The organism is Marinobacter sp. UBA2688 (assembly GCF_002352785.1).
In the GTDB taxonomy this organism is placed as follows: domain Bacteria; phylum Pseudomonadota; class Gammaproteobacteria; order Pseudomonadales; family Oleiphilaceae; genus Marinobacter; species Marinobacter salarius.
This window is the reverse complement of record NZ_DELU01000005.1, coordinates 141,383-162,129: the sequence shown is the minus strand read 5'-3', so window position 1 is coordinate 162,129 and position 20,747 is coordinate 141,383. Positions and strand designations below refer to the sequence as shown.

The 20,747-nt window shown below is 55.8% G+C and carries 21 protein-coding genes and 1 other RNA gene; 19 read left to right on the top strand and 3 right to left on the bottom strand.

Annotation, left to right across the window (positions count from 1 at the left end):
• Positions 1–378 precede the first annotated feature (378 nt).
• The 14 genes from B3M52_RS01165 to B3M52_RS01100 all read left to right on the top strand — a co-directional run bounded on the left by B3M52_RS01165 (position 379) and on the right by B3M52_RS01100 (position 14,181).
• On the top strand, positions 379–1,848 hold the full coding sequence (locus tag B3M52_RS01165) for an MFS transporter (RefSeq protein WP_286748562.1): 1,470 nt from the start codon (positions 379–381) through the stop codon (positions 1,846–1,848).
• Entirely contained in the window at positions 1,845–3,560 is a 1,716-nt protein-coding gene (locus B3M52_RS01160) for a bifunctional protein-serine/threonine kinase/phosphatase (protein WP_286748561.1), read from the top strand. The genes B3M52_RS01165 and B3M52_RS01160 overlap by 4 nt, the downstream gene beginning before the upstream one ends.
• A gap of 83 nt (positions 3,561–3,643) precedes the next feature.
• A complete protein-coding gene (locus B3M52_RS01155) occupies positions 3,644–5,194 on the top strand; it encodes a 2-isopropylmalate synthase (RefSeq protein ID WP_286748560.1) in 1,551 nt (516 codons plus the stop codon).
• 30 nt (positions 5,195–5,224) lie between these two features.
• The gene (locus B3M52_RS01150) at positions 5,225–6,025 is read left to right on the top strand and encodes a 2-isopropylmalate synthase (RefSeq protein ID WP_286748559.1); all 801 of its coding nucleotides are present in this window, start codon (positions 5,225–5,227) and stop codon (positions 6,023–6,025) included.
• Positions 6,026–6,028: 3 nt separating this feature from the next.
• The gene (gene rimI / locus B3M52_RS01145; protein WP_286748558.1) at positions 6,029–6,511 is read left to right on the top strand and encodes a ribosomal protein S18-alanine N-acetyltransferase; all 483 of its coding nucleotides are present in this window, start codon (positions 6,029–6,031) and stop codon (positions 6,509–6,511) included.
• Between the two features lie 123 nt (positions 6,512–6,634).
• Positions 6,635–8,215: a peptide chain release factor 3 gene (prfC, locus tag B3M52_RS01140; RefSeq protein WP_286748557.1), complete on the top strand. Its 1,581-nt coding sequence runs from the start codon at positions 6,635–6,637 to the stop codon at positions 8,213–8,215.
• Positions 8,216–8,232: 17 nt separating this feature from the next.
• Positions 8,233–9,021, top strand: coding sequence for a TatD family hydrolase (locus B3M52_RS01135; protein ID WP_286748556.1), 789 nt, complete (start codon positions 8,233–8,235; stop codon positions 9,019–9,021).
• A gap of 284 nt (positions 9,022–9,305) precedes the next feature.
• Positions 9,306–9,734 carry a 50S ribosomal protein L13 gene (gene rplM / locus B3M52_RS01130; protein WP_007154598.1) on the top strand — a complete coding sequence of 143 codons (429 nt, stop codon included), beginning with the start codon at positions 9,306–9,308 and terminating at the stop codon, positions 9,732–9,734.
• Positions 9,735–9,746: 12 nt separating this feature from the next.
• Positions 9,747–10,139 carry a 30S ribosomal protein S9 gene (gene rpsI / locus B3M52_RS01125; protein WP_286748555.1) on the top strand — a complete coding sequence of 131 codons (393 nt, stop codon included), beginning with the start codon at positions 9,747–9,749 and terminating at the stop codon, positions 10,137–10,139.
• Positions 10,140–10,380: 241 nt separating this feature from the next.
• A complete protein-coding gene (gene petA / locus B3M52_RS01120) occupies positions 10,381–10,977 on the top strand; it encodes a ubiquinol-cytochrome c reductase iron-sulfur subunit (RefSeq protein WP_286748554.1) in 597 nt (198 codons plus the stop codon).
• Positions 10,977–12,209: a cytochrome b gene (locus B3M52_RS01115; protein ID WP_286748553.1), complete on the top strand. Its 1,233-nt coding sequence runs from the start codon at positions 10,977–10,979 to the stop codon at positions 12,207–12,209. Before petA ends, B3M52_RS01115 begins: the two co-directional genes overlap by 1 nt.
• Positions 12,209–12,964: a cytochrome c1 gene (locus B3M52_RS01110; protein ID WP_286748552.1), complete on the top strand. Its 756-nt coding sequence runs from the start codon at positions 12,209–12,211 to the stop codon at positions 12,962–12,964. Before B3M52_RS01115 ends, B3M52_RS01110 begins: the two co-directional genes overlap by 1 nt.
• Positions 12,965–13,072: 108 nt before the next feature.
• On the top strand, positions 13,073–13,702 hold the full coding sequence (locus B3M52_RS01105) for a glutathione S-transferase N-terminal domain-containing protein (RefSeq protein ID WP_286748551.1): 630 nt from the start codon (positions 13,073–13,075) through the stop codon (positions 13,700–13,702).
• Positions 13,703–13,758: 56 nt separating this feature from the next.
• A complete protein-coding gene (locus B3M52_RS01100; protein ID WP_178380796.1) occupies positions 13,759–14,181 on the top strand; it encodes a ClpXP protease specificity-enhancing factor in 423 nt (140 codons plus the stop codon).
• A gap of 68 nt (positions 14,182–14,249) precedes the next feature.
• Here B3M52_RS01100 and B3M52_RS01095 read toward each other — a convergent pair whose 3' ends face one another.
• The 3 genes from B3M52_RS01095 to B3M52_RS01085 are packed head-to-tail and all read right to left on the bottom strand — an operon-like array spanning position 14,250 to position 17,169.
• Positions 14,250–14,840 (bottom strand): SIS domain-containing protein, encoded by a 591-nt coding sequence (locus tag B3M52_RS01095; protein WP_286748550.1) that lies wholly within the window; start codon positions 14,838–14,840, stop codon positions 14,250–14,252.
• Positions 14,841–14,842: 2 nt separating this feature from the next.
• Positions 14,843–15,217: a YraN family protein gene (locus B3M52_RS01090; RefSeq protein ID WP_286748549.1), complete on the bottom strand. Its 375-nt coding sequence runs from the start codon at positions 15,215–15,217 to the stop codon at positions 14,843–14,845.
• A gap of 20 nt (positions 15,218–15,237) precedes the next feature.
• The gene (locus tag B3M52_RS01085; protein ID WP_286748548.1) at positions 15,238–17,169 is read right to left on the bottom strand and encodes a penicillin-binding protein activator; all 1,932 of its coding nucleotides are present in this window, start codon (positions 17,167–17,169) and stop codon (positions 15,238–15,240) included.
• 126 nt (positions 17,170–17,295) lie between these two features.
• Here B3M52_RS01085 and rsmI point away from each other — a divergent pair, with 126 nt between their 5' ends.
• The 5 genes from rsmI (at position 17,296) to ftsL (ending at position 20,732) form a co-directional block, all read left to right on the top strand.
• Entirely contained in the window at positions 17,296–18,159 is an 864-nt protein-coding gene (rsmI, locus tag B3M52_RS01080) for a 16S rRNA (cytidine(1402)-2'-O)-methyltransferase (protein ID WP_286748547.1), read from the top strand.
• A 65-nt stretch (positions 18,160–18,224) separates the two neighbouring features.
• Positions 18,225–18,586, top strand: an RNA gene (gene rnpB, locus B3M52_RS01075) — RNase P RNA component class A.
• 306 nt (positions 18,587–18,892) lie between these two features.
• Entirely contained in the window at positions 18,893–19,345 is a 453-nt protein-coding gene (gene mraZ / locus B3M52_RS01070; protein ID WP_007154587.1) for a division/cell wall cluster transcriptional repressor MraZ, read from the top strand.
• Positions 19,342–20,322: a 16S rRNA (cytosine(1402)-N(4))-methyltransferase RsmH gene (rsmH, locus tag B3M52_RS01065; protein WP_286748546.1), complete on the top strand. Its 981-nt coding sequence runs from the start codon at positions 19,342–19,344 to the stop codon at positions 20,320–20,322. Before mraZ ends, rsmH begins: the two co-directional genes overlap by 4 nt.
• A gap of 2 nt (positions 20,323–20,324) precedes the next feature.
• Positions 20,325–20,732 carry a cell division protein FtsL gene (ftsL, locus tag B3M52_RS01060; RefSeq protein ID WP_007154585.1) on the top strand — a complete coding sequence of 136 codons (408 nt, stop codon included), beginning with the start codon at positions 20,325–20,327 and terminating at the stop codon, positions 20,730–20,732.
• Positions 20,733–20,747: the final 15 nt, after the last annotated feature.

The following is a 20,747-nucleotide window of genomic DNA, read 5'->3' as shown; positions in this document are numbered from 1 at the left end:
TCGTCAGGCTCTTAATACCAAAACCCCCGCGGCTTCGCCGACGGGGGTTTTTTATTGCCTGTAAAAAACTAACGAACAATAACCTATAGTGGTGCGGTGCCGCCCAGATTGCTCAGTATTGGTGCATTGTTTAAGGGATGTCGCCTCTGGTGGGGTCCCAACGTATTGTTTTTAAAGGTTAAAAGTATGATGGAATATATATTGCTCATGTGTCTGGTCTAGATTTAGGCTCCAACAGGTTCCGGCAACGACGCCGCTAGAAGGAAGTGAAGGTGTCGGCCATTCCTGTTTTGCTTTGATAGTTCGCCACACTTGGCCCCTCCCTTAGAACCTTCCTCACGATCTGTTGGCAAATTCCGCATGTTTACAGGCCAACGTATGAGCGATACCTCTTTTCGATTCTTTTCTTTCGTAGGAAGGATCAAAGTTCTTCACCTGAGTTGGGTAGCGTTTTTTATAAGCTTCCTGGTCTGGTTTAATCACGCCCCCCTAATGTCTTCTATTCGAGATCAGTTCGGGTTGTCAGCCTCGGAAGTAAATACCTTGTTGCTGCTCAACGTGGCATTGACGATACCAGCTCGAATTCTTATCGGTATGTTAGTGGATGCACTCGGCCCTCGCCGTGTGTATAGCCTGGTCCTTGTTGTGTCAGGGCTTCTCTGTATCGCATTTTCACTCTCCACAACCTTTGAACAGCTCGCAGTCACCCGATTCTTGTTGGGCTTTGTTGGTGCGGGATTTGTTGTGGGTATCCGTCTGATAAGTGAATGGTTCCCGGCGAAGGAGCTGGGACTGGCTGAGGGTATCTATGGCGGTTGGGGTAACTTTGGAGCTGCGTTTGCCGGGCTTTCATTGCCGGCACTCGCGCTGTGGTTCGGTGGCGATAACGGATGGCGCTGGGCGGTAGGCACGACCGGCGTTATCGCAATTATCTATGCGGCGGTTTTCTTCACCCTGGTTCGCGATACGCCAAAAGGTTCGACTTACTTCAAGCCAAAGCGGGGCGGTGCGATGGAAGTAACCAGTAAGGGTGATTTCGTCCTTTACGTGGCAATGAACCTGCCGCTGTTCTTTGCTTTGGCGTTGATTGTTTGGCAACTGGGGCCCTATAAGCTCGGTATGCTGGGGGCTCCGACAACCTATCTTCTTTATGGTGCGATAGGGGTGATGGCGGCAGTCCAGTTCTTGCGGATTTGGCAGATAAACGGTCACGTCTTTCAAAGGCCTGTGCCGGCATTTGATCGTTACCCGTTCAAGCAGGTAGCGCTTCTAAATCTCGTATATATGGCGAGCTTCGGATCGGAACTGGCGGTGGTCTCCATGTTGCCGCTGTACTTCCTGGATACGTTTGATATCTCTCCCATGTTGGCAGGGATGCTCGGCGGGAGTTTTGCTCTGATGAACCTGTTTGGGCGCCCCGGCGGCGGCTACCTTGCGGACCGCTATGGTCGGAAACTGATTACGATACTGATGCTGGCCGGAATCGCGGTTGGGTACTTCTTCATGGCAAGAATTGATAGTAGTTGGCCTTTGCCAGTGGCTGTCGCTCTGGTTGTGCTCTGCTCGATTTTTGTGCAAGGCGGGTGTGGGGCCGTGTATGCGTCGGTGCCGTTGGTGAAGCGTCGTCTGACTGGCCAGGTTGCGGGGATGGCAGGTGCCTACGGCAACGTAGGAGGTGTTGTTTTCCTGGTTGTATTGGCCCTGGTGCCCTCAGAGCAGTTCTTCCTGGTGTTGGGAGCAATTGCTCTGGCAATCATGACCCTGGTGATGATCTTCATGGATGAACCTGATCCGCAAACAAGCGAGGTAATGCCGGATGGGTCAGTCAGAATGATTGACGTAACGTGAGTGGTCGCCTCCAATTACAGGCCGGCCAATACAGTGTCGCCGGCCGGAAAGCCGAGAATCAGGACAGCCTGGGTATTCGGTATCCGGACGGTGAGGCTCTCGTTCTCAAGGGTGTTACTGCTGTTATTGCCGATGGGGTGAGTGCTTCCGCCGCGGGCCGTGAAGCGGCTGAGACCTGCGTAAAAGGATTTCTGCACGACTACTACAGTACGCCGGACTCCTGGGCCGTTGAAACTGCGGCCGGTCGTGTCCTTGGGGCCTTGAATCGATGGTTGCACGGTCGTGGTCTCGCCGGCCATGCAGATGCCCATGCGATGGTGTGTACTTTTAGCGGTGTCGTCATCAAGAATAATCGAGCCTATGTATTTCACGTGGGGGATAGTAGGGTTTGCCTTGTTCGAAACGGCGAACTGGAATGCCTGACCAGAGATCATCATGCCGTTGTAGGCGCCGATAGAGGCGCGCTGACAAAAGCTATGGGTGCAGAGCTGAATGTCGAAATTGATGTATTCCGGGCAAACCTTCTGCCCGGTGATTGTTTGTTATTGACCACTGACGGTGTGCACGGGTATCTCGACCCAGTCGTTATGGCCGGACTTGCAGCGGAGGGTGACGCGGATGAGGTCGCCAGGGCGCTGGTGGACGCAGCCTATTCCGCTGGGAGTCCAGACAACTTGAGTGCTCAGGTACTTAATATTGAGCACCTGCCGGTGGAAGACGTTGAGGCTCATTATGAACGGCTGACGTCACTGGCATTCCCGCCGCCATTGGAACCCGGGCAAAGGCTCGACGGTTATCGGATCGTCAGGGAGATCCATGCCAGCCGCCGCACCCAGGTTTACCTTGCCAGCCCCGACGCCGGCGGTGAGCCGGTGATTATCAAAACGCCGTCGCCGAACTTTGTGGATGATCCGGCTTATATCGACCGTTTTCTCAACGAGTGCTGGGTGGGGCGCCGTGTAAACAGTCCTCATATTGTCCGGTTTATTGAGCCGCCTCAGCACCGACACTTTCTTTATTGTGTCACCGAATATGTTCAGGGACCGACGCTACGCGAGTGGATGAGCGACAACCCGCTGCCAACGCCTGCCGACGTGCGGAATCTTATTCAGCAGATTGCCATCGGCTTACGGGCTCTGCACCGTCTTGAAATGGTTCACCAGGACCTCAAGCCAGAAAACGTACTGATTGCCAGAGACGGGACAGTTAAAATCATTGACCTGGGCGCGGTACGAATTCGCGGGATTGAGGAGATTGATGTGCCGTGGGGGCAGGAGGGCTGCCTGGGAACCGAGAGCTACGCTGCGCCGGAGTGCCTTGAAGGTGATCGAGCAACACCGGCCTCTGACCGCTATTCCCTGGCGGTGATTGCCTATGAGCTGTTGACCGGTCAGCTTCCCTATGCGAAACCTCCCAGGCCTTCCGTCCGTCGACGTTTGCGCTACCGCAGCATACGCGAATTCAACCCGGACCTACCCGTATGGCTGGATGCCTGCCTGCAACGCTCTGTCTCCTTTAGGCCGGAGTCGAGATACCCTTCGCTCTCGGAATTCCTGCAGGATCTCGGGCATCCCAACCCGGCGCTGACGCCCACTGTATGGCGCCCACTTGTTGACCGTGTGCCACCGGAAAACTGGCGCTTCATCGCGGTTATCTCTCTGGTGCTCAACGGTTTGCTGCTCTGGCTGGCCTGGATGAACATCGTGGGCTAAACGCTATACCCGCCCCGTCGGCACCGCAATCGATGATATACTCCTTGAGAAACTGGTCTTCAGTTGCCCCGATGGAGAGCGCAATGCCTGCGAACAATCACCTGGTTATTTTTGACACAACATTGCGTGACGGTGAGCAAAGCCCCGGCGCAACGATGACAAAGGCGGAGAAACTGCGCATTGCCCGCATTCTCGAGAAGCTGAGGGTTGACGTCATAGAGGCGGGTTTTGCGATCGCCAGCCAGGGTGACTTCGAGGCGGTAAAGTCGATTGCGGAGTCTATCAAGGAATCTACCGTTTGTAGCCTTGCCAGGGCGCTGGACAAGGACATTGACCGTGCCGCGGAGGCCATAAGGCCGGCCGAGCGCGGACGTATCCATACCTTTATTGCGACGTCTCCGATTCACATGCAGTACAAGCTGCAGATGCAGCCGGATGACGTGGTTGAGCAGGCCGTCAGATCCGTTAAGCGTGCCCGCAGTCATGTAGACGACGTTGAATTTTCCTGCGAAGACGCCGGTCGGTCAGAACTGGATTTTATGTGCCGCATTATCGAAGCGGCAATCAAGGCCGGAGCAACAACCATCAATATTCCGGATACAGTGGGCTATGCCATTCCGGAACAGTTTGGGGAGACCATCCGTCAGTTGCTGAACCGTGTTCCGAATGCCGACAAAGCCGTGTTCTCCGTTCACTGTCACAACGACCTTGGGCTTGCGGTTGCAAACTCCCTTGCTGCTGTTAGCAGCGGCGCCCGACAGGTGGAATGCACCATCAACGGGCTCGGCGAGCGCGCAGGAAACGCTTCTCTTGAAGAGCTTGTGATGGCGGTTCGTACCCGTCAGGATCTTTACACCATCGACACCCGGGTAGATGCTCAGCACATTGTGCCTGCCTCTCGATTGGTATCGACCATCACCGGCTTTCCGGTACAGCCTAACAAGGCGATCGTTGGCGCAAACGCCTTTGCCCACGAATCGGGTATCCATCAGGATGGCGTCCTGAAGCATCGGGAAACCTACGAAATCATGCGGGCTCAGGATGTGGGCTGGCACACCAACAGTCTGGTGCTGGGCAAACATTCCGGTCGCAATGCTTTCCGTTCCCGTCTGTTGGAACTCGGTATCCAGTTTGAAACCGAAACAGAGCTGAATGAAGCCTTTACCAGGTTCAAGGCGCTGGCTGATCTCAAGCATGAGATTTTCGATGAAGACCTTCAGGCGATTGCCAGCGATACCCGGCAGAAGGAAGAAGACGGCCGCTATGGGCTTGTTACCATGCAGGTGTGCTCTGAGACTGGTGTTATTCCCCGGGCTCGCTTGACCCTTCTGGTGGATGGCAGGGAGCACAAGGTAGAGGCTGAAGGCAGCGGGCCCGTTGACGCCACCTTCAAGGCCATTGAGTCTCTGGTAGACTCCGGCTGTAACCTGCAGCTCTATTCCGTGAACAACATTACCAGCGGTACTGATGCCCAAGGGGAAGTAACGGTACGCCTGGAGCGCGGTGGTCGAATTGTGAACGGCATCGGCGCCGATACCGATATCATTATCGCCTCCGCAAAGGCGTACATTGAGGCCCTGAACCTGATCAGCCGAGGCGGTGTACGACAGCACCCGCAGGGCGCTGATGTCTGAACAGGGCAGGCGAAGGAGGTTAGCACTAAGATGATGCCAGAGGCAGAGCGTCAATTTTACCTGGGCAAGGCGGGAATTCACCTCTGGTACGCCAGGAAAGCGTTACCCGGTGCCGCTCCGAGCCCTGAGTTCGCCTTTCCCGAGCATGATGAGCCGGAGCTGGACGCTGCCGCAATTGCGCCGCCTCCGGTTCCGGCGCGTCCGTCGGTTCCTCAGCGTAAGGTTGATGGTGTCGGCAAGGGCCGAATCGCCGGCATTCAGGCGTTGATGGCCGACAACACGCCGGAACCTACTGACGTGCCGGTGCCCGAAAAAGCTCTGGAAACGCCGGTTGTCGCTGAGCCGGAGGCACCGGCCGACGTGTCGTCCGACAAAACATTGAACGCTGTTGGGGACTTGCCCCGTCAGATTCACGCCCACCTTGGATTCTGGTTCTCAGAGCGGCTTGTGCTGATCAGTGGTGTATCCGATCAGGCCAGCACGCGGCTTCAAGACACGCTGGCAAAAAACATCCTGGCAGCGGTCGGTGAAACCCGGATTGAGAAAGGGAGCGAGCTTCGCTGGCCGGTATTTGGAAATCTGCGAGTTCCGGGGAACAGTGCCGACAATTTCCGCGACACTCTTCATTCCCTGGCCAATGATTTCGGTGCCCGCAAAGTGGTGTTGCTCGGAGTGTTGGCCAACGATTCTCCGTCAGAAAGAGCTGTATTGCTTGACGATGCGCTGGGTGATGCCGCTGTCGACTTCTCCCATACTCTTGCCGAATTGGCTGCCGTGCCCGCTTACAAGCGTGAGCTCTGGCAGCAACTGAAGTCCACCGTCGGGGGCTGACTTGTGGGGCAGGATCTATACCGCAAAATAGAGAGCGCTGACCTCACGATCCGGGCGTTGCACCAGGAGGATCTGCCTGACGTCCTCAATATCGAAGCCCAGGGCTACTCCTTCCCCTGGAGCGAGTCCGTTTTTTTAGGATGCTTTCGGCCAGACTATCGGCTCTGGGCGCTCTCGTGGGGGCAGCGGCTCAGTGGGTACGCCGTCGTGGCTTATATGGTGGGTGAAGCCCATTTGCTGAATCTGTGCGTGGCGCCGGCTAAACAAGGCAGTGGCAGAGGGCGCCGTTTGCTTCGGCACCTTGTGCTAGAGGCGGCGCGGGATGGCATGAGCCAGGTTTTGCTGGAGGTGCGCGCCAGCAACCGCGCAGCAATTGATTTATACGCGGCGGAAGGTTTTGACGTGATTGGCCGCAGGAAGGGCTACTACCCTGCTGGCCGCGAGCGAGAAGATGCGCTGGTCATGGCATTACCCTTGGGCGGATAGTCCCTCGAAATTCCGCGGTTAGATCGGGCACGCTCTCAACGGATGCGGGTTCGCGTCAGTGCCTTAATATCCCTATAATGACGTCCGTTTTTTCAGTCTCTCCGAACCAGGTTGTTACCAATTATGACCAGCCTTGCCAGCGAAGTATCCCAGCGCCGCACGTTTGCGATTATCTCGCATCCGGATGCGGGTAAAACTACCATTACAGAGAAGGTTCTGCTGTTTGGGCAGGCCATCCAGAAAGCCGGCACGGTCAAGGGGAAGAAGTCGGGGCAGCACGCAAAATCCGACTGGATGGAGATGGAAAAGGAGCGTGGCATTTCCGTCACCACCTCGGTGATGCAATTCCCATATGGCGGGCGCCTGGTCAACCTCCTGGATACGCCTGGCCACGAAGATTTCTCGGAAGATACCTACCGCACGCTAACAGCGGTGGACTCGTGTCTGATGGTGATCGACAGCGCCAAAGGTGTTGAGGAACGCACGATCAAGCTGATGGAAGTAACCCGACTGCGGGACACGCCAATATTGACCTTCATGAACAAGCTGGACCGTGATACGCGTGATCCTGTGGAGTTGATGGATGAGGTTGAGGATGTCCTCAAAATCGCCTGCGCACCGATTACCTGGCCCATCGGTATGGGGAAGAATTTTAAAGGTGTCTATCACCTGGCCCGGGATGAAGTGATTCTGTATAAATCCGGCCAGGGCCATGCCATCCAGGAAAAACGGGTGATCCAGGGGCTCGAGAATCCTGAGCTGGATGAGGTCCTGGGAGGCTACGCTGGTGATCTCCGGGACGAGATTGAGCTGGTGAAAGGGGCGTCTCATGAGTTCGACCTGGAGGCCTTCCTCGCGGGCGAGCTCACGCCGGTGTTCTTTGGTACTGCGCTGGGCAATTTTGGTGTGGATCACATGCTTGATGGGTTGGTGGAGTGGGCTCCAACACCGCAACCGCGTGAAACCGATCAGCGATTGGTGAAACCGGAAGAGGATGTCTTCTCGGGCTTCGTGTTCAAGATTCAGGCGAATATGGACCCCCAGCACCGGGATCGGGTGGCTTTTTTAAGGATCGTGTCAGGGCGTTACAATCAGGGCATGAAAGCGCGTCATGTGAGGATCGGCAAAGAGGTTCGTTTTTCCGATGCGCTGACCTTCATGGCAGGCGACCGGGAGCATGCGGGAGAGGCGTTCGCCGGCGATATTATCGGCCTTCACAACCACGGCACCATCCAGTTGGGGGATACTTTCACTGGTGGTGAAGATATGAAATTTACCGGCATCCCCAATTTCGCACCGGAACTGTTCCGTCGTATTCGCCTGAAGGACCCGCTCAAGTCCAAGCAGTTGCAAAAGGGCTTGATCCAGCTTGCGGAAGAGGGCGCGGTGCAGGTTTTTCGCCCGCTTCGAAACAACGACCTGATCGTGGGAGCGGTGGGTGTCCTGCAGTTTGATGTGGTGGTCAGTCGGCTCAAGAGTGAATATAAGGTAGAGGCGGTGTATGAGCCGATAAATGTCGCAACGGCACGCTGGGTAACGGCCTCTGATGAGCGTAAACTGGATGAGTTCGAGCGCAAGGCTAACGATTTCCTGGCTCTGGATGGCAGCGACCGACTGGCCTACATCGCGCCAACGATGGTCAACCTGCAATTGGCCCAGGAGCGCTATCCTGAGATCAGCTTCCATAAAACACGGGAGCACTAGTAGGCAGGAGTGAGTGGATGCGACTCATTGATGCTCATTGCCATTTTGACTTCCCTGAGTTTGATGGGCGTCGCAAGGCAGTGCTTGAGGACGCTCGCAGCGGTGGTCTGTCGAATCTCGTTATTCCCGGCGTTCGACGGCCCGACTGGAGCAGGGTGAGTCGCATTGCATCGGAATACGATGGGCTCTACTACTGTCTCGGAATCCATCCCTGGTATGTGGCTGAGCATACCGCCGACGACTTATACGCATTGCAAGGCTTGCTCGAAGACCGTCCAGGTCATTGTGTAGCCTTGGGGGAGTGTGGCCTGGATAGGCTCCACGGTGACATGCGAGACCAGTACGCCTTGTTTGAAGGGCAGGTAGATATTGCTGCGCTATTGCATTTGCCGCTGGTTATTCACTCCGTTAAAACCCACGACGAGGTTTATGAGGTGCTGCGGCGCAAGCGCTTTTCAGGGCGGGTGTTGGTGCACGGGTTTTCGGGCAGCTATGAGCAGGCTACCAAGCTGATTGACCTCGGTTGCTTCATCGGTGTTGGCGGCGTCATTACCCATCAGCGAGCCCGAAAGACCCGGGATACCATCGCCCGGTTGCCCGTTGATGCGCTGATCCTTGAGACGGACGCGCCTGATATGGCGCCAGCGGGCGTCGAGGCGGGACATAATTCTCCTGCGTACCTGCCGTCGATACTAGCCACCCTGGCACGGTTGCGGAATTCGGGGCCTGAAGATCTGGCGCAATCGCTGCTCCGTAACGCGCAGCGGCTGTATGGTTGGAACGAAATCGGCGCTTCTGAGCGTTAGGGTGATGCACATGACGAACAAAGGCGATTTCGGCGCCTTGGTTGGTGACCCTGCTCCACAATGCCAATGGTGATACGTGAATAACGAAACAGCCCTTTTCAGGGTTGGCTTTCTTTTTGGGTTCGGATATACTTCGCGCCCTGGCTTTTCAAGGCGATGTCATCATCTCAGCCCCGAATGATGTCACTGCCGCATAACATACAGGTAAAGAACCTCCTCCGGATGCCGAGCATTTACCGGTGGCGGTTTTTAACGTTTCTTATATAGCGTTCAAGGCGGAATCAATGAAGACTCTGAGTGCGAAACCAGAAACAGTAACACGTGACTGGTACGTTGTAGACGCAGCCGGCAAGACGCTGGGTCGTCTGTCAACTGAAATCGCCCGTCGTCTGCGGGGCAAGCATAAGCCTGAGTACACCCCTCACGTCGACACTGGTGATTACATTGTGGTTATCAATGCCAGTCAGGTACGGGTTACCGGCAAAAAAGCATTTGACAAGATGTACTACAGTCACACCGGCTTTCCGGGTGGAATCAAGTCCATCAACTTCGAGAAGCTGGTCGACAAGGCTCCTGAGCAAATCATCCAGAAGTCTGTTAAAGGCATGCTTCCGAATGGCCCGCTTGGCCGCGCCATGTTCAAGAAGCTGAAAATTTATGCCGGCGCTGAGCATCCTCATGCAGCCCAGCAGCCCAAAGAACTCGACATTTAACGGAAGGCGGATATGTCTGTAGCACAAAATTACGGTACTGGTCGCCGCAAGACATCCACGGCTCGGGTTTTCATCAAGCCGGGAAGCGGTAACATCTCTATCAACGGTCGTTCCATTGAGCAGTTTTTCGGTCGCGAAACTCTGCGGATGATTGTTCGTCAGCCCCTCGTGGTTGCCGAATCCGCGGATCGTTTCGATATCAACATCACTGTTAAAGGTGGTGGTATCAGTGGTCAGGCGGGCGCTATTCGTCACGGCCTGACTCGCGCCCTGATGGATTACGATGAAACGCTGCGCCCTGCGCTGCGTAAAGCGGGTTACGTTACCCGTGACGCTCGTGAAGTGGAGCGTAAGAAAGTTGGTCTGCGGAAGGCGCGTAAGCGTCCTCAGTTCTCCAAGCGTTAAAAATCGCTGGAGCAGATCCGAAAAAACCCGGTCTATTGGCCGGGTTTTTTGTTGTCTGGGAAGTCAGTTTCGAACAGGCTTGAGACAGGTAATGGCCCGGCTCAAAGCCTTTCCGACTTGTAAGGGCAGGGTAATTTCATTACCATTTGAGCGCTTATAATTTTAGGTTGAGAGAAGTCCTTTTCGATGTGCAGTTTCCCTGTAAGCAGGGCTGTATGTCGCCTGATGGGAGATAACCATAATGAGTAATGGCGACGTGAGCCAAGGCAGGCGCCGATTTTTGATCGGTGCCACGTCTGTGGTGGGTGGTGTCGGCGTCGTCGGTGCGGCCGTGCCTTTCGTAGCATCCTGGAATCCCAGTGCCAAAGCGGAAGCAGCCGGTGCACCGGTCACCGTCAATGTCAGTAAACTGGAGCCAGGTCAGCAAATGACCGTCAAATGGCGCGGTAAGCCGGTGTGGGTTGTTCGCCGCACCGAAGAGATGAACGAAAACATTCTCGAGCTGAATGACCAGGTGAAGGATCCCCTTTCCAAGGAAGCGGACCAACCTGCCTATATCGAAGGCGAGCTCCGGGCAATCAAGGACGAGTACGCTGTTCTCGTTGGTATCTGTACCCATCTGGGCTGCTCTCCCCAATTCAGGCCAGAAGTCGCTCCAGCCGATCTCGGGGAAAACTGGCTTGGCGGCTTCTATTGCGCGTGTCACGGCTCTCGTTACGACCTTGCGGGGCGTGTCTATCCGAATATGCCGGCACCGGCGAATCTTCAGGTGCCTCCCTATCGCTTTGACGACGAGAACACCCTGACCGTCGGTCTGGATCCTGAGGGGGCCGCATAATGAATAAGTTAGTGAACTGGGTAGACGAGCGTCTTCCGATTGTCGATGCGTGGAACAAGCACGTTGGCAAATACTACGCGCCCAAGAACTTCAACATGTGGTATTTCTTTGGTTCGCTGGCGATGCTGGTGCTGGTGAATCAGCTTGTGACCGGCATCTGGCTGACCATGAGCTATAACCCCACGGCAGAAGGTGCCTTCGCGTCGGTTGAATACATCATGCGCGATGTTGAGTGGGGTTGGTTGCTTCGATACCTGCACTCCACTGGCGCTTCTGCATTCTTCGTGGTGGTTTATCTCCACATGTTCCGTGGCTTGATGTACGGCTCTTATCAAAAGCCGCGCGAGCTGATCTGGATCTTCGGTATGCTGATTTACCTGGTACTGATGGCCGAGGCATTTATGGGCTATCTGCTGCCCTGGGGCCAGATGTCCTATTGGGGTGCACAGGTGATCGTAAACCTGTTTGGTGCTATTCCGCTAATTGGTGATGATCTGTCCCTGTGGATCCGCGGCGACTACCTGATTTCCGGTATTACCCTGAACCGTTTCTTTGCATTGCATGTCGTCGCATTGCCAATCGTTCTGCTTGGTTTGGTGGTGCTGCACATCCTTGCTCTGCACGAAGTTGGGTCCAATAACCCCGACGGTATCGATATCAAGAAGAACAAGGACGAAAACGGCGTTCCGAAAGATGGTATACCGTTCCATCCCTATTACACGGTGCATGACCTTTTGGGTGTGGGTGTTTTCTTCTTCATCTTCTTTATCGTGGTCTTCTTCTTCCCCGAGATGGGCGGGTTGTTCATTGAAAAGCCGAATTTTGAACCGGCCAATGCCCTCAAGACGCCCGACCACATCGCGCCGGTATGGTACTTCACACCGTTCTACGCCATGCTGCGGGCGGTGACCATTGACCTCTTCGGCCTGGACGCGAAGTTCTGGGGGGTTGTCGTGATGGGTGCCGCTATCGCGATCCTGTTTGTTTTGCCCTGGCTGGACAGGAGCCCGGTACGTTCAATGCGCTACAAAGGCTGGTTGAGCAAGATTGCTCTGACGATCTTTGCCATCAGCTTCGTCGTCCTGGGGTATCTCGGCATTGTTCCGGCCACTGAAGGCCGCACAACGGTTGCCCAGATCCTGACAACGTTCTACTTCCTCTATTTTATTCTCATGCCGTTCTACACGCGCATGGAGAAAACAAAGCCAGTTCCAGAGAGGGTGACAGGATGATGAGAAAGCTGATAGTTGGTCTTTTCATAGCGATCCTGCCGGCCCTCGGGCTGGCAGCAGGAGCGTCCGTGCCGCTTGATACCATGGAGCCGGACCATACCAACAAAGCGTCGCTCCAGCGCGGTGCGGCCCTTTTCACCAACTACTGCATGGGGTGTCACTCCATGGAGTATGCGCGGTATAAGCGTGTTTCGGATGATCTGGGGATTCCCGCCGAGCTTTACGAAGAAAACCTGATTTTCACCGGTGCAAAAATCGGCGAACTCATGAAAAATTCCATGAGCAAGGAGATGGCGGCGAGCTGGTTCGGTGCTCCGCCGCCAGATCTTACGCTGGAGTCGCGTCTTCGCGGTGAAGACTGGATCTATTCCTATCTTCGTGGCTTTTACAAGGATGAAAGTCGTCCGCTGGGTGTGAACAACGTGGTTTTTGAAAATGTCGGTATGCCCCACGCATTGATCGGTTTGCAGGGTCTGTGCGCGGTTGAGCCGAAAATTGGTGAGGGTGCGAGTGTTGATCCTCTCAGCGGCGATGTTCGTAATGCGGATATCTGCCCGGAATGGGAAACCGAAGGTTCCATGGAGCCGGAGGAATTCAACCGGGCTATGTATGACCTGACCAATTTCATGTCTTACATGGGCGACCCGGTAAAGGTTGAGCGTGAAAGGCTGGGTATGTTCGTACTGATCTTCGTGGCGATATTCTTTATCTTTGCCTACCTGCTTAATCGCGAGTACTGGAAGGACGTACACTGAGATTTCAGGTATAATTCCTGTCCCTGAGTTCCAGCGGGCAATAGCCGGCCCGCTGGATTTTTGCGTTTTTCAGGATCAATTCGGTTAGTCAAATCGTGAGGTAGTTCTATGGGCGTTGTGACCAAGCGGTCATCAATGACGTTTTTCTCGGACCCGGCCAGTCATTACAGCCACAGAGTCCGCATTGTGCTGGCAGAGAAGGGGGTAACGGTTGACGTAGTTAACGTTGATCCGGATAACCCGCCTGGAGAGTTGGCTGACCTGAACCCGTACAATGCCCTGCCGACGCTGGTGGATCGTGACCTTGTGCTCTACGAGCCAAATATCATGATGGAGTATCTGGACGAGCGTTTTCCACATCCGCCATTGCTGCCGGTTTATCCTGTTGCGCGGGCGAACAGTCGCCTGATGATTCACCGCATCCAGAAAGACTGGTGTGGATTGGTGGATCAGATTCTGGCTCAGCCCAACGCAAAGGCGTCGGATGGCGCCCGAAAAGAGCTTCGCGAAAGTTTGCTGGCCACGGCGCCGCTGTTTGGTGAAATGCCCTTTTTCCTGTCGGAAGAGTTCACGATTGTGGATTGCTGTATTGCTCCGATTCTGTGGCGCTTGCCGTCGCTGGGTATTGAGCTGAATGAAAAGCAGGCGAAGCCGCTTCAAAAGTACATGGATAGCATATTCAGTCGTGAAGGTTTCAAGGCGAGTCTGTCAGACCTGGAAGAAGATATCCGTAACTGATATGCAGCGCCTGAAACCGGTTCAGGAGAAAGGCAGTGCCTGATAGTAAGATAACGATGACATCAAGCCGTCCCTACCTCGTTCGGGCATTCAACGAGTGGATCCTCGATAACGACTGCACGCCGTATATCGTAGTGGATGCGGGGGTGCAGGGTGTTCAGGTTCCTACTGAGCACGTTGCCAATGGGCAGATCGTGCTCAATATCAGTCCTGGAGCCGTGCGTGGTCTGGTGATTGGTAATGGCGCCCTGGAATTCAGCGCGCGTTTTGGCGGTGTGCCGATGCAGGTCTTCATCCCCCTGCAGGCTGTCATGGCGGTATACGCAAAGGAGAACGGTGAGGGTATGGTCTTCGGTAGCGAACCAGGCTCTCCTGATCCGGAAGGCCCCGGCGGAAAGGATTCCGAGAATGGCAGTAGCGATAGCGGTCAAGGTGGAGATCGGCCCAGCGGTCGGCCAACGCTTAAGGTCGTGAAATAGCTCCGTCTTGAAAGGAAAGCCTCAGGATGTCTAAAAAGCCAGCTGTTTTTAACAGCTGGCTTTTTTGTTTATCCACCGAACAGTTTTTCGTCGATCAGCCCGCACAGGGCGTTGATAATCACTAGCAGGATGGGCGTTGCTGCAGTCGGGGAAAGATTGTCCAGGGCTATTTCGTGGTCCTCCGGGTGTAGCAGCGAGGTGATGTCGGTTTTTTCCTTGGCGCTCAGTACTACCACATTCATTTCCCTGTCATGCGCAGCCTGTATCGCCTGGATCAGGTTGGCCTTGTGGCCATCGTCCACAATCACCAAGAGCAGATCGTTGGCTTTACCAATAGCGCGAACCTGTCTTGAGAAGGTGTCATTGAAGCGATTGTCGCGACAGATTGCGGAGTAGGTTGTCGCATCCGCTCCCAGGTTGATGGCTGGCAGTGCCGGTCGGTCATGTTCAAAGCGGTTGAGCAGCGCCGTGCAGAAGTACTGTGTAAGTACGTTGGCGTTACCGTTAGCGCAGGTAATGATTTTGCCATCATTGAGTAGCGTGTTGACCAGTGCGTCCGAGGCGCTCTCGATGGCCGGTGCCGTCAGGCTGGCGGCGTGGGCCGTGTGTTCCATATGGTTGGCAAACCACTGGTTTATCTGTTGTTCGGTATCCGTCATAGTCAGACCTGAATGGCGTTTTTTATCCATTGTATCCGGTATTTTTTGCGTTCGCCCGGTGCGATTGCTATTACGTCAATTCTTGCGTTCGCATTCCATAGCCCATGCCTGTGGAGGTAAAACGAAGCGGCGCGGATGATGCGCCTTTGCTTTATGGGGGTGATGGATTCGGCTGCACCGGTCAGGCTGCCGCTTCCGCGGTATCGCACCTCGAAGAAAACCAGCACATCACTGTCCCTGCCGATGAGGTCAATTTCGCCCCCGCGACTGAACACGTTGCGTGCCAGAATAGTGACGCCTCGCGTCTGAAGGTAGCGTGCGGCAACGCCCTCGGCATGGTCCCCGGTGGCTTTTCGTGTTCCTGTGCTGCCATCCATGGCATAAGGTGTCCTGGTTGTTAATTTGGGTTGGAGGCGTCTTCCATAGCTGGGGCATCCGATTCTGTTTCTTCGGGTTCCAGCGGTGGCAGTTGTTCTGGTGTTCCTTCACTGAATCGGGCCCAGAGTTGTTCCCGATGAATGCTGCCTTCGGGGGTCATGCTCAGCACCCCGGTCTGGCCGTCTATCGTGGCTCCCTCGACCTGTCTCAGCAGTGGCAGTCGTTTGCTCAGATTCCAGGCATCGGCGCCCATGGCGAACAGACGGCCAAGCTGGCCCCGGACATCGGGCATGGCTTCCTTGACGATGTCGCGAAAGCGGTTTGTCTTTTCAAGAACCCAGGGCGTGTCGGTAAAGGTGACGCCGTTCAGGTCCCGGTCCCGTGATGGGTCCGGATTGCCCTCGTAGACCATGGAGGGTGAGTATACGGGCAGATCACCGCCAAAATAGAAGGCGAATAATGGTTTGAATTGCCGTGCGATGGTTGGCTCTGCGACCATAACGATGCCGTCAGCATCCTGGCGCCGCCGGGGCTCGAACTCCACGTCAATGCCGGCCGTGCGTTCAGCGTCTATGGCCCGATCGCGGGATACTGTGATGCCAAGCAGGTCGGCAGTGACGGCACGGAGATTGTCCTCGCGGAAGTAGCGCTCAATATCCAGTGCAATGCCTCCGTTTTGCGACAGTTGGTCAAGCAGGGCGCTTTCCAGGCGGTCTCCCCACTCGCCCGTGGGGATCAGTACAAGGATCTGGTCGATGCCCTCTGCATCAAGGCGATTGGCAATTTGTCTGGCTTCGTCTTCTGCCGACAGCCCGAATTGGTAGAGTCCGTCGGGAGCTGTGGCATCTCGTGGCAGATAGTTCAGGCCCAGAACCGGTACAGGCAGAGTCGACATGCCGGCGAGTGCTGCCAGGGACTCTTTTTCCAGGGGTCCGACGATCAGATCCTGTTCCTCTTTGGTCAGCTCGTCATAAAGCGAGCGAAAGTCTCGATCCGAGGTATCGATGACTCGAATGCTGATTTCTCCACGCTCCGCCGACTTGTCCCCGTAGTAAGCGGCGAAAAAACCATCGCGGATGGCAGCGCCCGCACTCGATAATGGTCCGCTGAGTGGCAATGCCAGGGTGATTCTTTCGGGCTGGCTCTCTGCGAGGTTTGCAATCAATTGCAGTTCAGCCGGTAAAACCCCGGCGGCGGGGTGGTCAGGCCAGTTGTTCTGCCAACTGCGGATCATTCTTCCCTGTTCGTCCAGATTGATCCCCGGCTGCCGGAGAATGCCAGCCAGTTCAAGCCAGCCCTGGGCTTCATAGCCAATGGCGCGGCCTTGCCTGTCGGCGAGCTGGGTGTCGGAAGTCTGTTTCAGGTTCTTCCAGATGTCGTCATGGACCGATTGTGTATTGGCGTCTGAGTCCGCTCCGGACAGCAAGATCAGGGTAATGGCCGCCGCAAGGTTGTCTCCGGCAAGCCGATAGGTTCGCTCCTGCAATCTTGCAGCGCGGTTGATCAGGTTTCTTTCATAATTAAGGAAATGATCTGGCCCAATGCCGGATGCAATGTTCTTCGCCCAATCGCCATCCTCAAGCGCAGTGGCGCTGGCCATGGCCAGCAGAAGCCGTTGGTTTTCTGTGGCCTCCGTGGCCGGCGAGAATTGCTGGCTCTGAAGCAACTTTCTGGCGGCCCGGTGTTCGTTTTGACCCTGGAACCTGTCTGCTGCTCTCAACAGGTAAGCCTGTGCGCTTTGTCGGTTGGTTTCGCTGGCAGCGACTTCAAGGGCTTCTCCGGCGGTTTTGGCAATGTACGATTCCAGGTTCACGCTTGCGCAACCCGCAAACAGCACCGTCGTGGCCAGGAGAATGGTGATGGTTTTCAGGTTCTGGCGGTATTTGGTCATGGCTGGCTCACAATACTCCGGGTTATTACGCTTGTGGCGCCGGGTAATCGGCGGCATCATGCCGGGAGCCCTGGTGCCCGCCGGGCTTCCCATTAATGGTTTGATTTATCAGGCCGCAAGTTTAACAGCTCCCGCGTGAATTCACATGACGTTGGTGTCATGCGCAGGGGGCAAAGAGAGGGATGTGTGAACTCAGAAAGTGAGCCGCCAGAACAGGCTGGCACCCTGTATATCGTTGCTACACCGATTGGCAACCTGGACGATATGTCTCCCAGGGCCGCGGCTGTTTTGTCGCGGGTGGCGGTGATTGCGGCCGAGGATACCCGGCACAGTGGCCGTCTATTGCAGCATTTGGGCATCAGCAAGCCAATGATGGCCTTGCACGAACACAATGAACGGGACAGGGCTGGCCAGGTACTGGACAAGCTTGCGGCCTGCCAGGATGTGGCTCTGATTTCCGATGCGGGGACGCCGCTGATCTCTGATCCAGGCTTTGTGCTGGTAAGGGAGGCTCGGGCTCAGGGTTATCGGGTTACTCCGGTGCCTGGTGCCTGTGCACTCATTTCGGCGCTGAGCGCGGCAGGGTTGCCGACGGATCGGTTTCTGTTCGAGGGTTTTCTGCCCTCCAAGTCCGGAGCGCGCAAGTCTGCCCTGGACCGCCTGGCGAGGGAATCCGCCACATTGGTGTTCTACGAGTCGCCCCACCGTATTGTCGATACGGTGGGGGATATCGCGGAGGTGATGGGAGCAGAGCGAGAGATCGTGCTGGCCCGGGAGCTGACCAAAACGTTCGAGACTTTCTATGTAGGGGCGGCGGTCCATGTCAGGCAGACCCTGGAGGCGGACCCCCATGGCAGTCGTGGCGAATTCGTGGTGATGGTGCGTGGCGCTAGCGCAGAGGAGTTGTCGGTGGGGGCGGCAGAGGCGGACCGGGTGTTGGCGTTGCTGCTGACAGAGTTGCCGGTGAAAAAGGCGGCGAAGCTGGCCTCGGAGTTAACCGGAATCTCCAAGAATGAGCTGTATCAGCGAGCGTTGTCTCTGAAGGCCTGATCTCAGGAAGTCGCTGGTTCGCGGTTTTTCTTGCCTGCCGCTGCAGGCTGGAGTATGGTCTCGCCCGAGCTCGCCAGACAGTCGCCGCCGGTTTTACCGGGGGAGGAAAGTCCGGGCTCCACAGGGCAAGGTGCCAGGTAACGCCTGGGCGGCGCGAGCCGACGGAAAGTGCAACAGAAAGTATACCGCCTAAGTGGCCGTGACATGTTCGCGGGCACCGGTAAGGGTGAAACGGTGCGGTAAGAGCGCACCGCGTGACTGGCAACAGTTCACGGCGATGGTAAACCCCACCTGGAGCAAGACCAAATAGGAATCCTATGGCGCGGCCCGCGCTGGATTCGGGTAGGTCGCTTGAGGCCTGTGGTGACGCAGGCCCTAGATGAATGACTGTCCCAGACAGAACCCGGCTTACCGGCGAGCTCATTTTTATTTCTCCGCTTGATGTGACATTTGTCATTCTCACCAGCAAGCTTTTATAGCCAAAAAATCTTAGAGTTCACTTGCCATCTTCAGAACTGACTGCAGGTGATTGATTTTTAGGTTTTTCTTTTCCGTAATCTCCAGCTTTTGACCAATCTTGTTCTGTAACCTCTTGTCGTGAAAGGAACTTTTCCGGGTGTGGCGCTGTTCGCGGCGCTTGCATTGTGTATTGCGTGTTTCTATAGTGTGCACAAGTGGGAAAAAGTGGTTTCTAGTGGTTATTTGTGGTTTCTGAACCCCGGAATTGGTGCTAATGAGCAATTTTCTTGGCAGTCATGCCATCAATATGGATGCGAAGGGTCGCTTGGCGATCCCCGCCAGGGTGCGCGAAGAGCTCGCGCATGCCTGCAGTGGCCGCATTGTATTGACGGCCAATGCCGATGAAGAGCGCTGCTTGCTGATGTATCCGGAACCACAGTGGGAGGCATTGAGGCCACAAATTGAAGCACTTCCCAATATGAATAAAGCCGCCCGCAGGTTGCAGCGACTGCTGCTGGGCCATGCCACGCCTTTGGAACTGGACTCGGCGGGGCGCATTCTGGTGCCACCCACGTTGCGCAGTTATGCGCGCCTGGAGAAAAAATTGATGCTGATTGGTCAGGGCAAGAAGTTGGAGCTGTGGAGCGAAGAGCGCTGGTTCGCTTGGCTTGACGAGTCATCGGATGAAGACGAGATGCCGCCGGAAATGGAGGCGTTGTCGCTATGACAGTCGGCCGCGGGCATGAGACTGCCGGTCAGTACCGGCATCGCTCCGTGCTCCTGGACTCGGCGGTGGATTTGCTGGTCAACGATCCAGATGGCGTTTATATCGATGGCACCTTTGGTCGCGGAGGTCACAGCCGGCTGATTCTGGGGCAGCTCGGGCAGGGCGGAAAGGTATTGGGTATCGACAAGGATCCGGACGCAATTCAGGTGGCCCGTGACTTGTCTGCGAGCGATGCTCGGTTTCAGCCATTTCACGGCTCGTTTGCGGAACTGGGCGCTGCCGCTGAAGCCCAGGGGTGGATGAAGGTTAATGGTGTTTTGCTGGATCTTGGTGTTTCATCCCCGCAGCTGGACGATGCCGCCAGGGGGTTCAGCTTTATGCGCGATGGGCCGCTGGATATGAGAATGGACCCCGGGCAGGCGCCAAGTGCGGCGCAATGGTTGGCCGAGGCGGACGAAAAAGACATCGCGAACGTGATCTGGCGATACGGCGAGGAGAAGTTCTCCCGCCGTATCGCTCGTCTTGTTGTGGAGCGACGTAAGGAGGCGCCCCTGGAAACCACGCGCCAACTGGCGTCGTTGGTCAGTGAGGCGGTGCCGAAAAAAGAAAAGCACAAGCATCCGGCCACCCGGACGTTCCAGGCAATCCGGATTTTTATCAACCGGGAGCTGGAAGATCTGGAGCTTGGGCTCAATGCCGCTGTTGAAAAGCTGATGCCCGGTGGAAGGCTGGTGGTTATCAGCTTCCATTCGTTAGAGGACCGGCTGGTCAAACGCTTCATGCGGGACTTGGCGCGCGGGCCGAGATTGCCAAAAGGCGTGCCGGTGACGGCGGAGCAGGAAGCATCGGCGTTTCGGTTGATCGGCAAGGCGAACAAGGCGGATACAGAAGAAGTGAGCGACAACGTGCGGGCGAGGAGCGCGGTTATGCGTGTACTTGAACGGATACCGGAACAACACAAGTTAGGGAGCGCGTAATCATGGGCGCGGTAGCGATTGAACAGCCAACAAAAACAGCGCGACTGAACAGAAAACGTGTCAGGGACGGCGTCGCCACTGCGGTCAGGTTGTCGAACCAGGTCTTTACCGCACTTCAGCAGAAGCGCGTGTTGATCACCGTGGGTTTGGTAATGCTGTTGATTGTGTCCTCGTTGGGCGTTGTTGTCAGTGCCCATGAGAACCGTGAATTGTTCAACTCCTTGTCTCAGCTGCAGGAACAGCGTGACAACTACCAGCGTGAGTGGAGTCAGTTGTTGCTGGAGCAGAGTGCTTTGAGCGCCCACGGACGGGTAGAGCAACTGGCTTCCGAGCGTTTCGGAATGGTCGTGCCGGGCAAGCAGGACATCGTTCTGGTGCCGTTGATGGCGCCGCTTGTCGGGTCGCGTTAAGCGAAAACAACAAAC

Coding starts and splice junctions, on each gene's coding strand:
- rsmH (WP_286748546.1), top strand. CDS start 19,342: ATGACAGTCGGCCGCGGGCATGAGACTGCCGGTCAGTACCGGCATCGC.
- B3M52_RS01115 (WP_286748553.1), top strand. CDS start 10,977: ATGAATAAGTTAGTGAACTGGGTAGACGAGCGTCTTCCGATTGTCGAT.
- B3M52_RS01105 (WP_286748551.1), top strand. CDS start 13,073: ATGGGCGTTGTGACCAAGCGGTCATCAATGACGTTTTTCTCGGACCCG.
- B3M52_RS01135 (WP_286748556.1), top strand. CDS start 8,233: ATGCGACTCATTGATGCTCATTGCCATTTTGACTTCCCTGAGTTTGAT.
- B3M52_RS01100 (WP_178380796.1), top strand. CDS start 13,759: ATGACATCAAGCCGTCCCTACCTCGTTCGGGCATTCAACGAGTGGATC.
- B3M52_RS01085 (WP_286748548.1), bottom strand. CDS start 17,169: ATGATGCCGCCGATTACCCGGCGCCACAAGCGTAATAACCCGGAGTAT.
- rplM (WP_007154598.1), top strand. CDS start 9,306: ATGAAGACTCTGAGTGCGAAACCAGAAACAGTAACACGTGACTGGTAC.
- B3M52_RS01150 (WP_286748559.1), top strand. CDS start 5,225: ATGATGCCAGAGGCAGAGCGTCAATTTTACCTGGGCAAGGCGGGAATT.
- ftsL (WP_007154585.1), top strand. CDS start 20,325: ATGGGCGCGGTAGCGATTGAACAGCCAACAAAAACAGCGCGACTGAAC.
- B3M52_RS01095 (WP_286748550.1), bottom strand. CDS start 14,840: ATGACGGATACCGAACAACAGATAAACCAGTGGTTTGCCAACCATATG.
- mraZ (WP_007154587.1), top strand. CDS start 18,893: ATGAGCAATTTTCTTGGCAGTCATGCCATCAATATGGATGCGAAGGGT.
- B3M52_RS01090 (WP_286748549.1), bottom strand. CDS start 15,217: ATGGATGGCAGCACAGGAACACGAAAAGCCACCGGGGACCATGCCGAG.
- rpsI (WP_286748555.1), top strand. CDS start 9,747: ATGTCTGTAGCACAAAATTACGGTACTGGTCGCCGCAAGACATCCACG.
- B3M52_RS01165 (WP_286748562.1), top strand. CDS start 379: ATGAGCGATACCTCTTTTCGATTCTTTTCTTTCGTAGGAAGGATCAAA.
- petA (WP_286748554.1), top strand. CDS start 10,381: ATGAGTAATGGCGACGTGAGCCAAGGCAGGCGCCGATTTTTGATCGGT.
- prfC (WP_286748557.1), top strand. CDS start 6,635: ATGACCAGCCTTGCCAGCGAAGTATCCCAGCGCCGCACGTTTGCGATT.
- B3M52_RS01110 (WP_286748552.1), top strand. CDS start 12,209: ATGAGAAAGCTGATAGTTGGTCTTTTCATAGCGATCCTGCCGGCCCTC.
- B3M52_RS01155 (WP_286748560.1), top strand. CDS start 3,644: ATGCCTGCGAACAATCACCTGGTTATTTTTGACACAACATTGCGTGAC.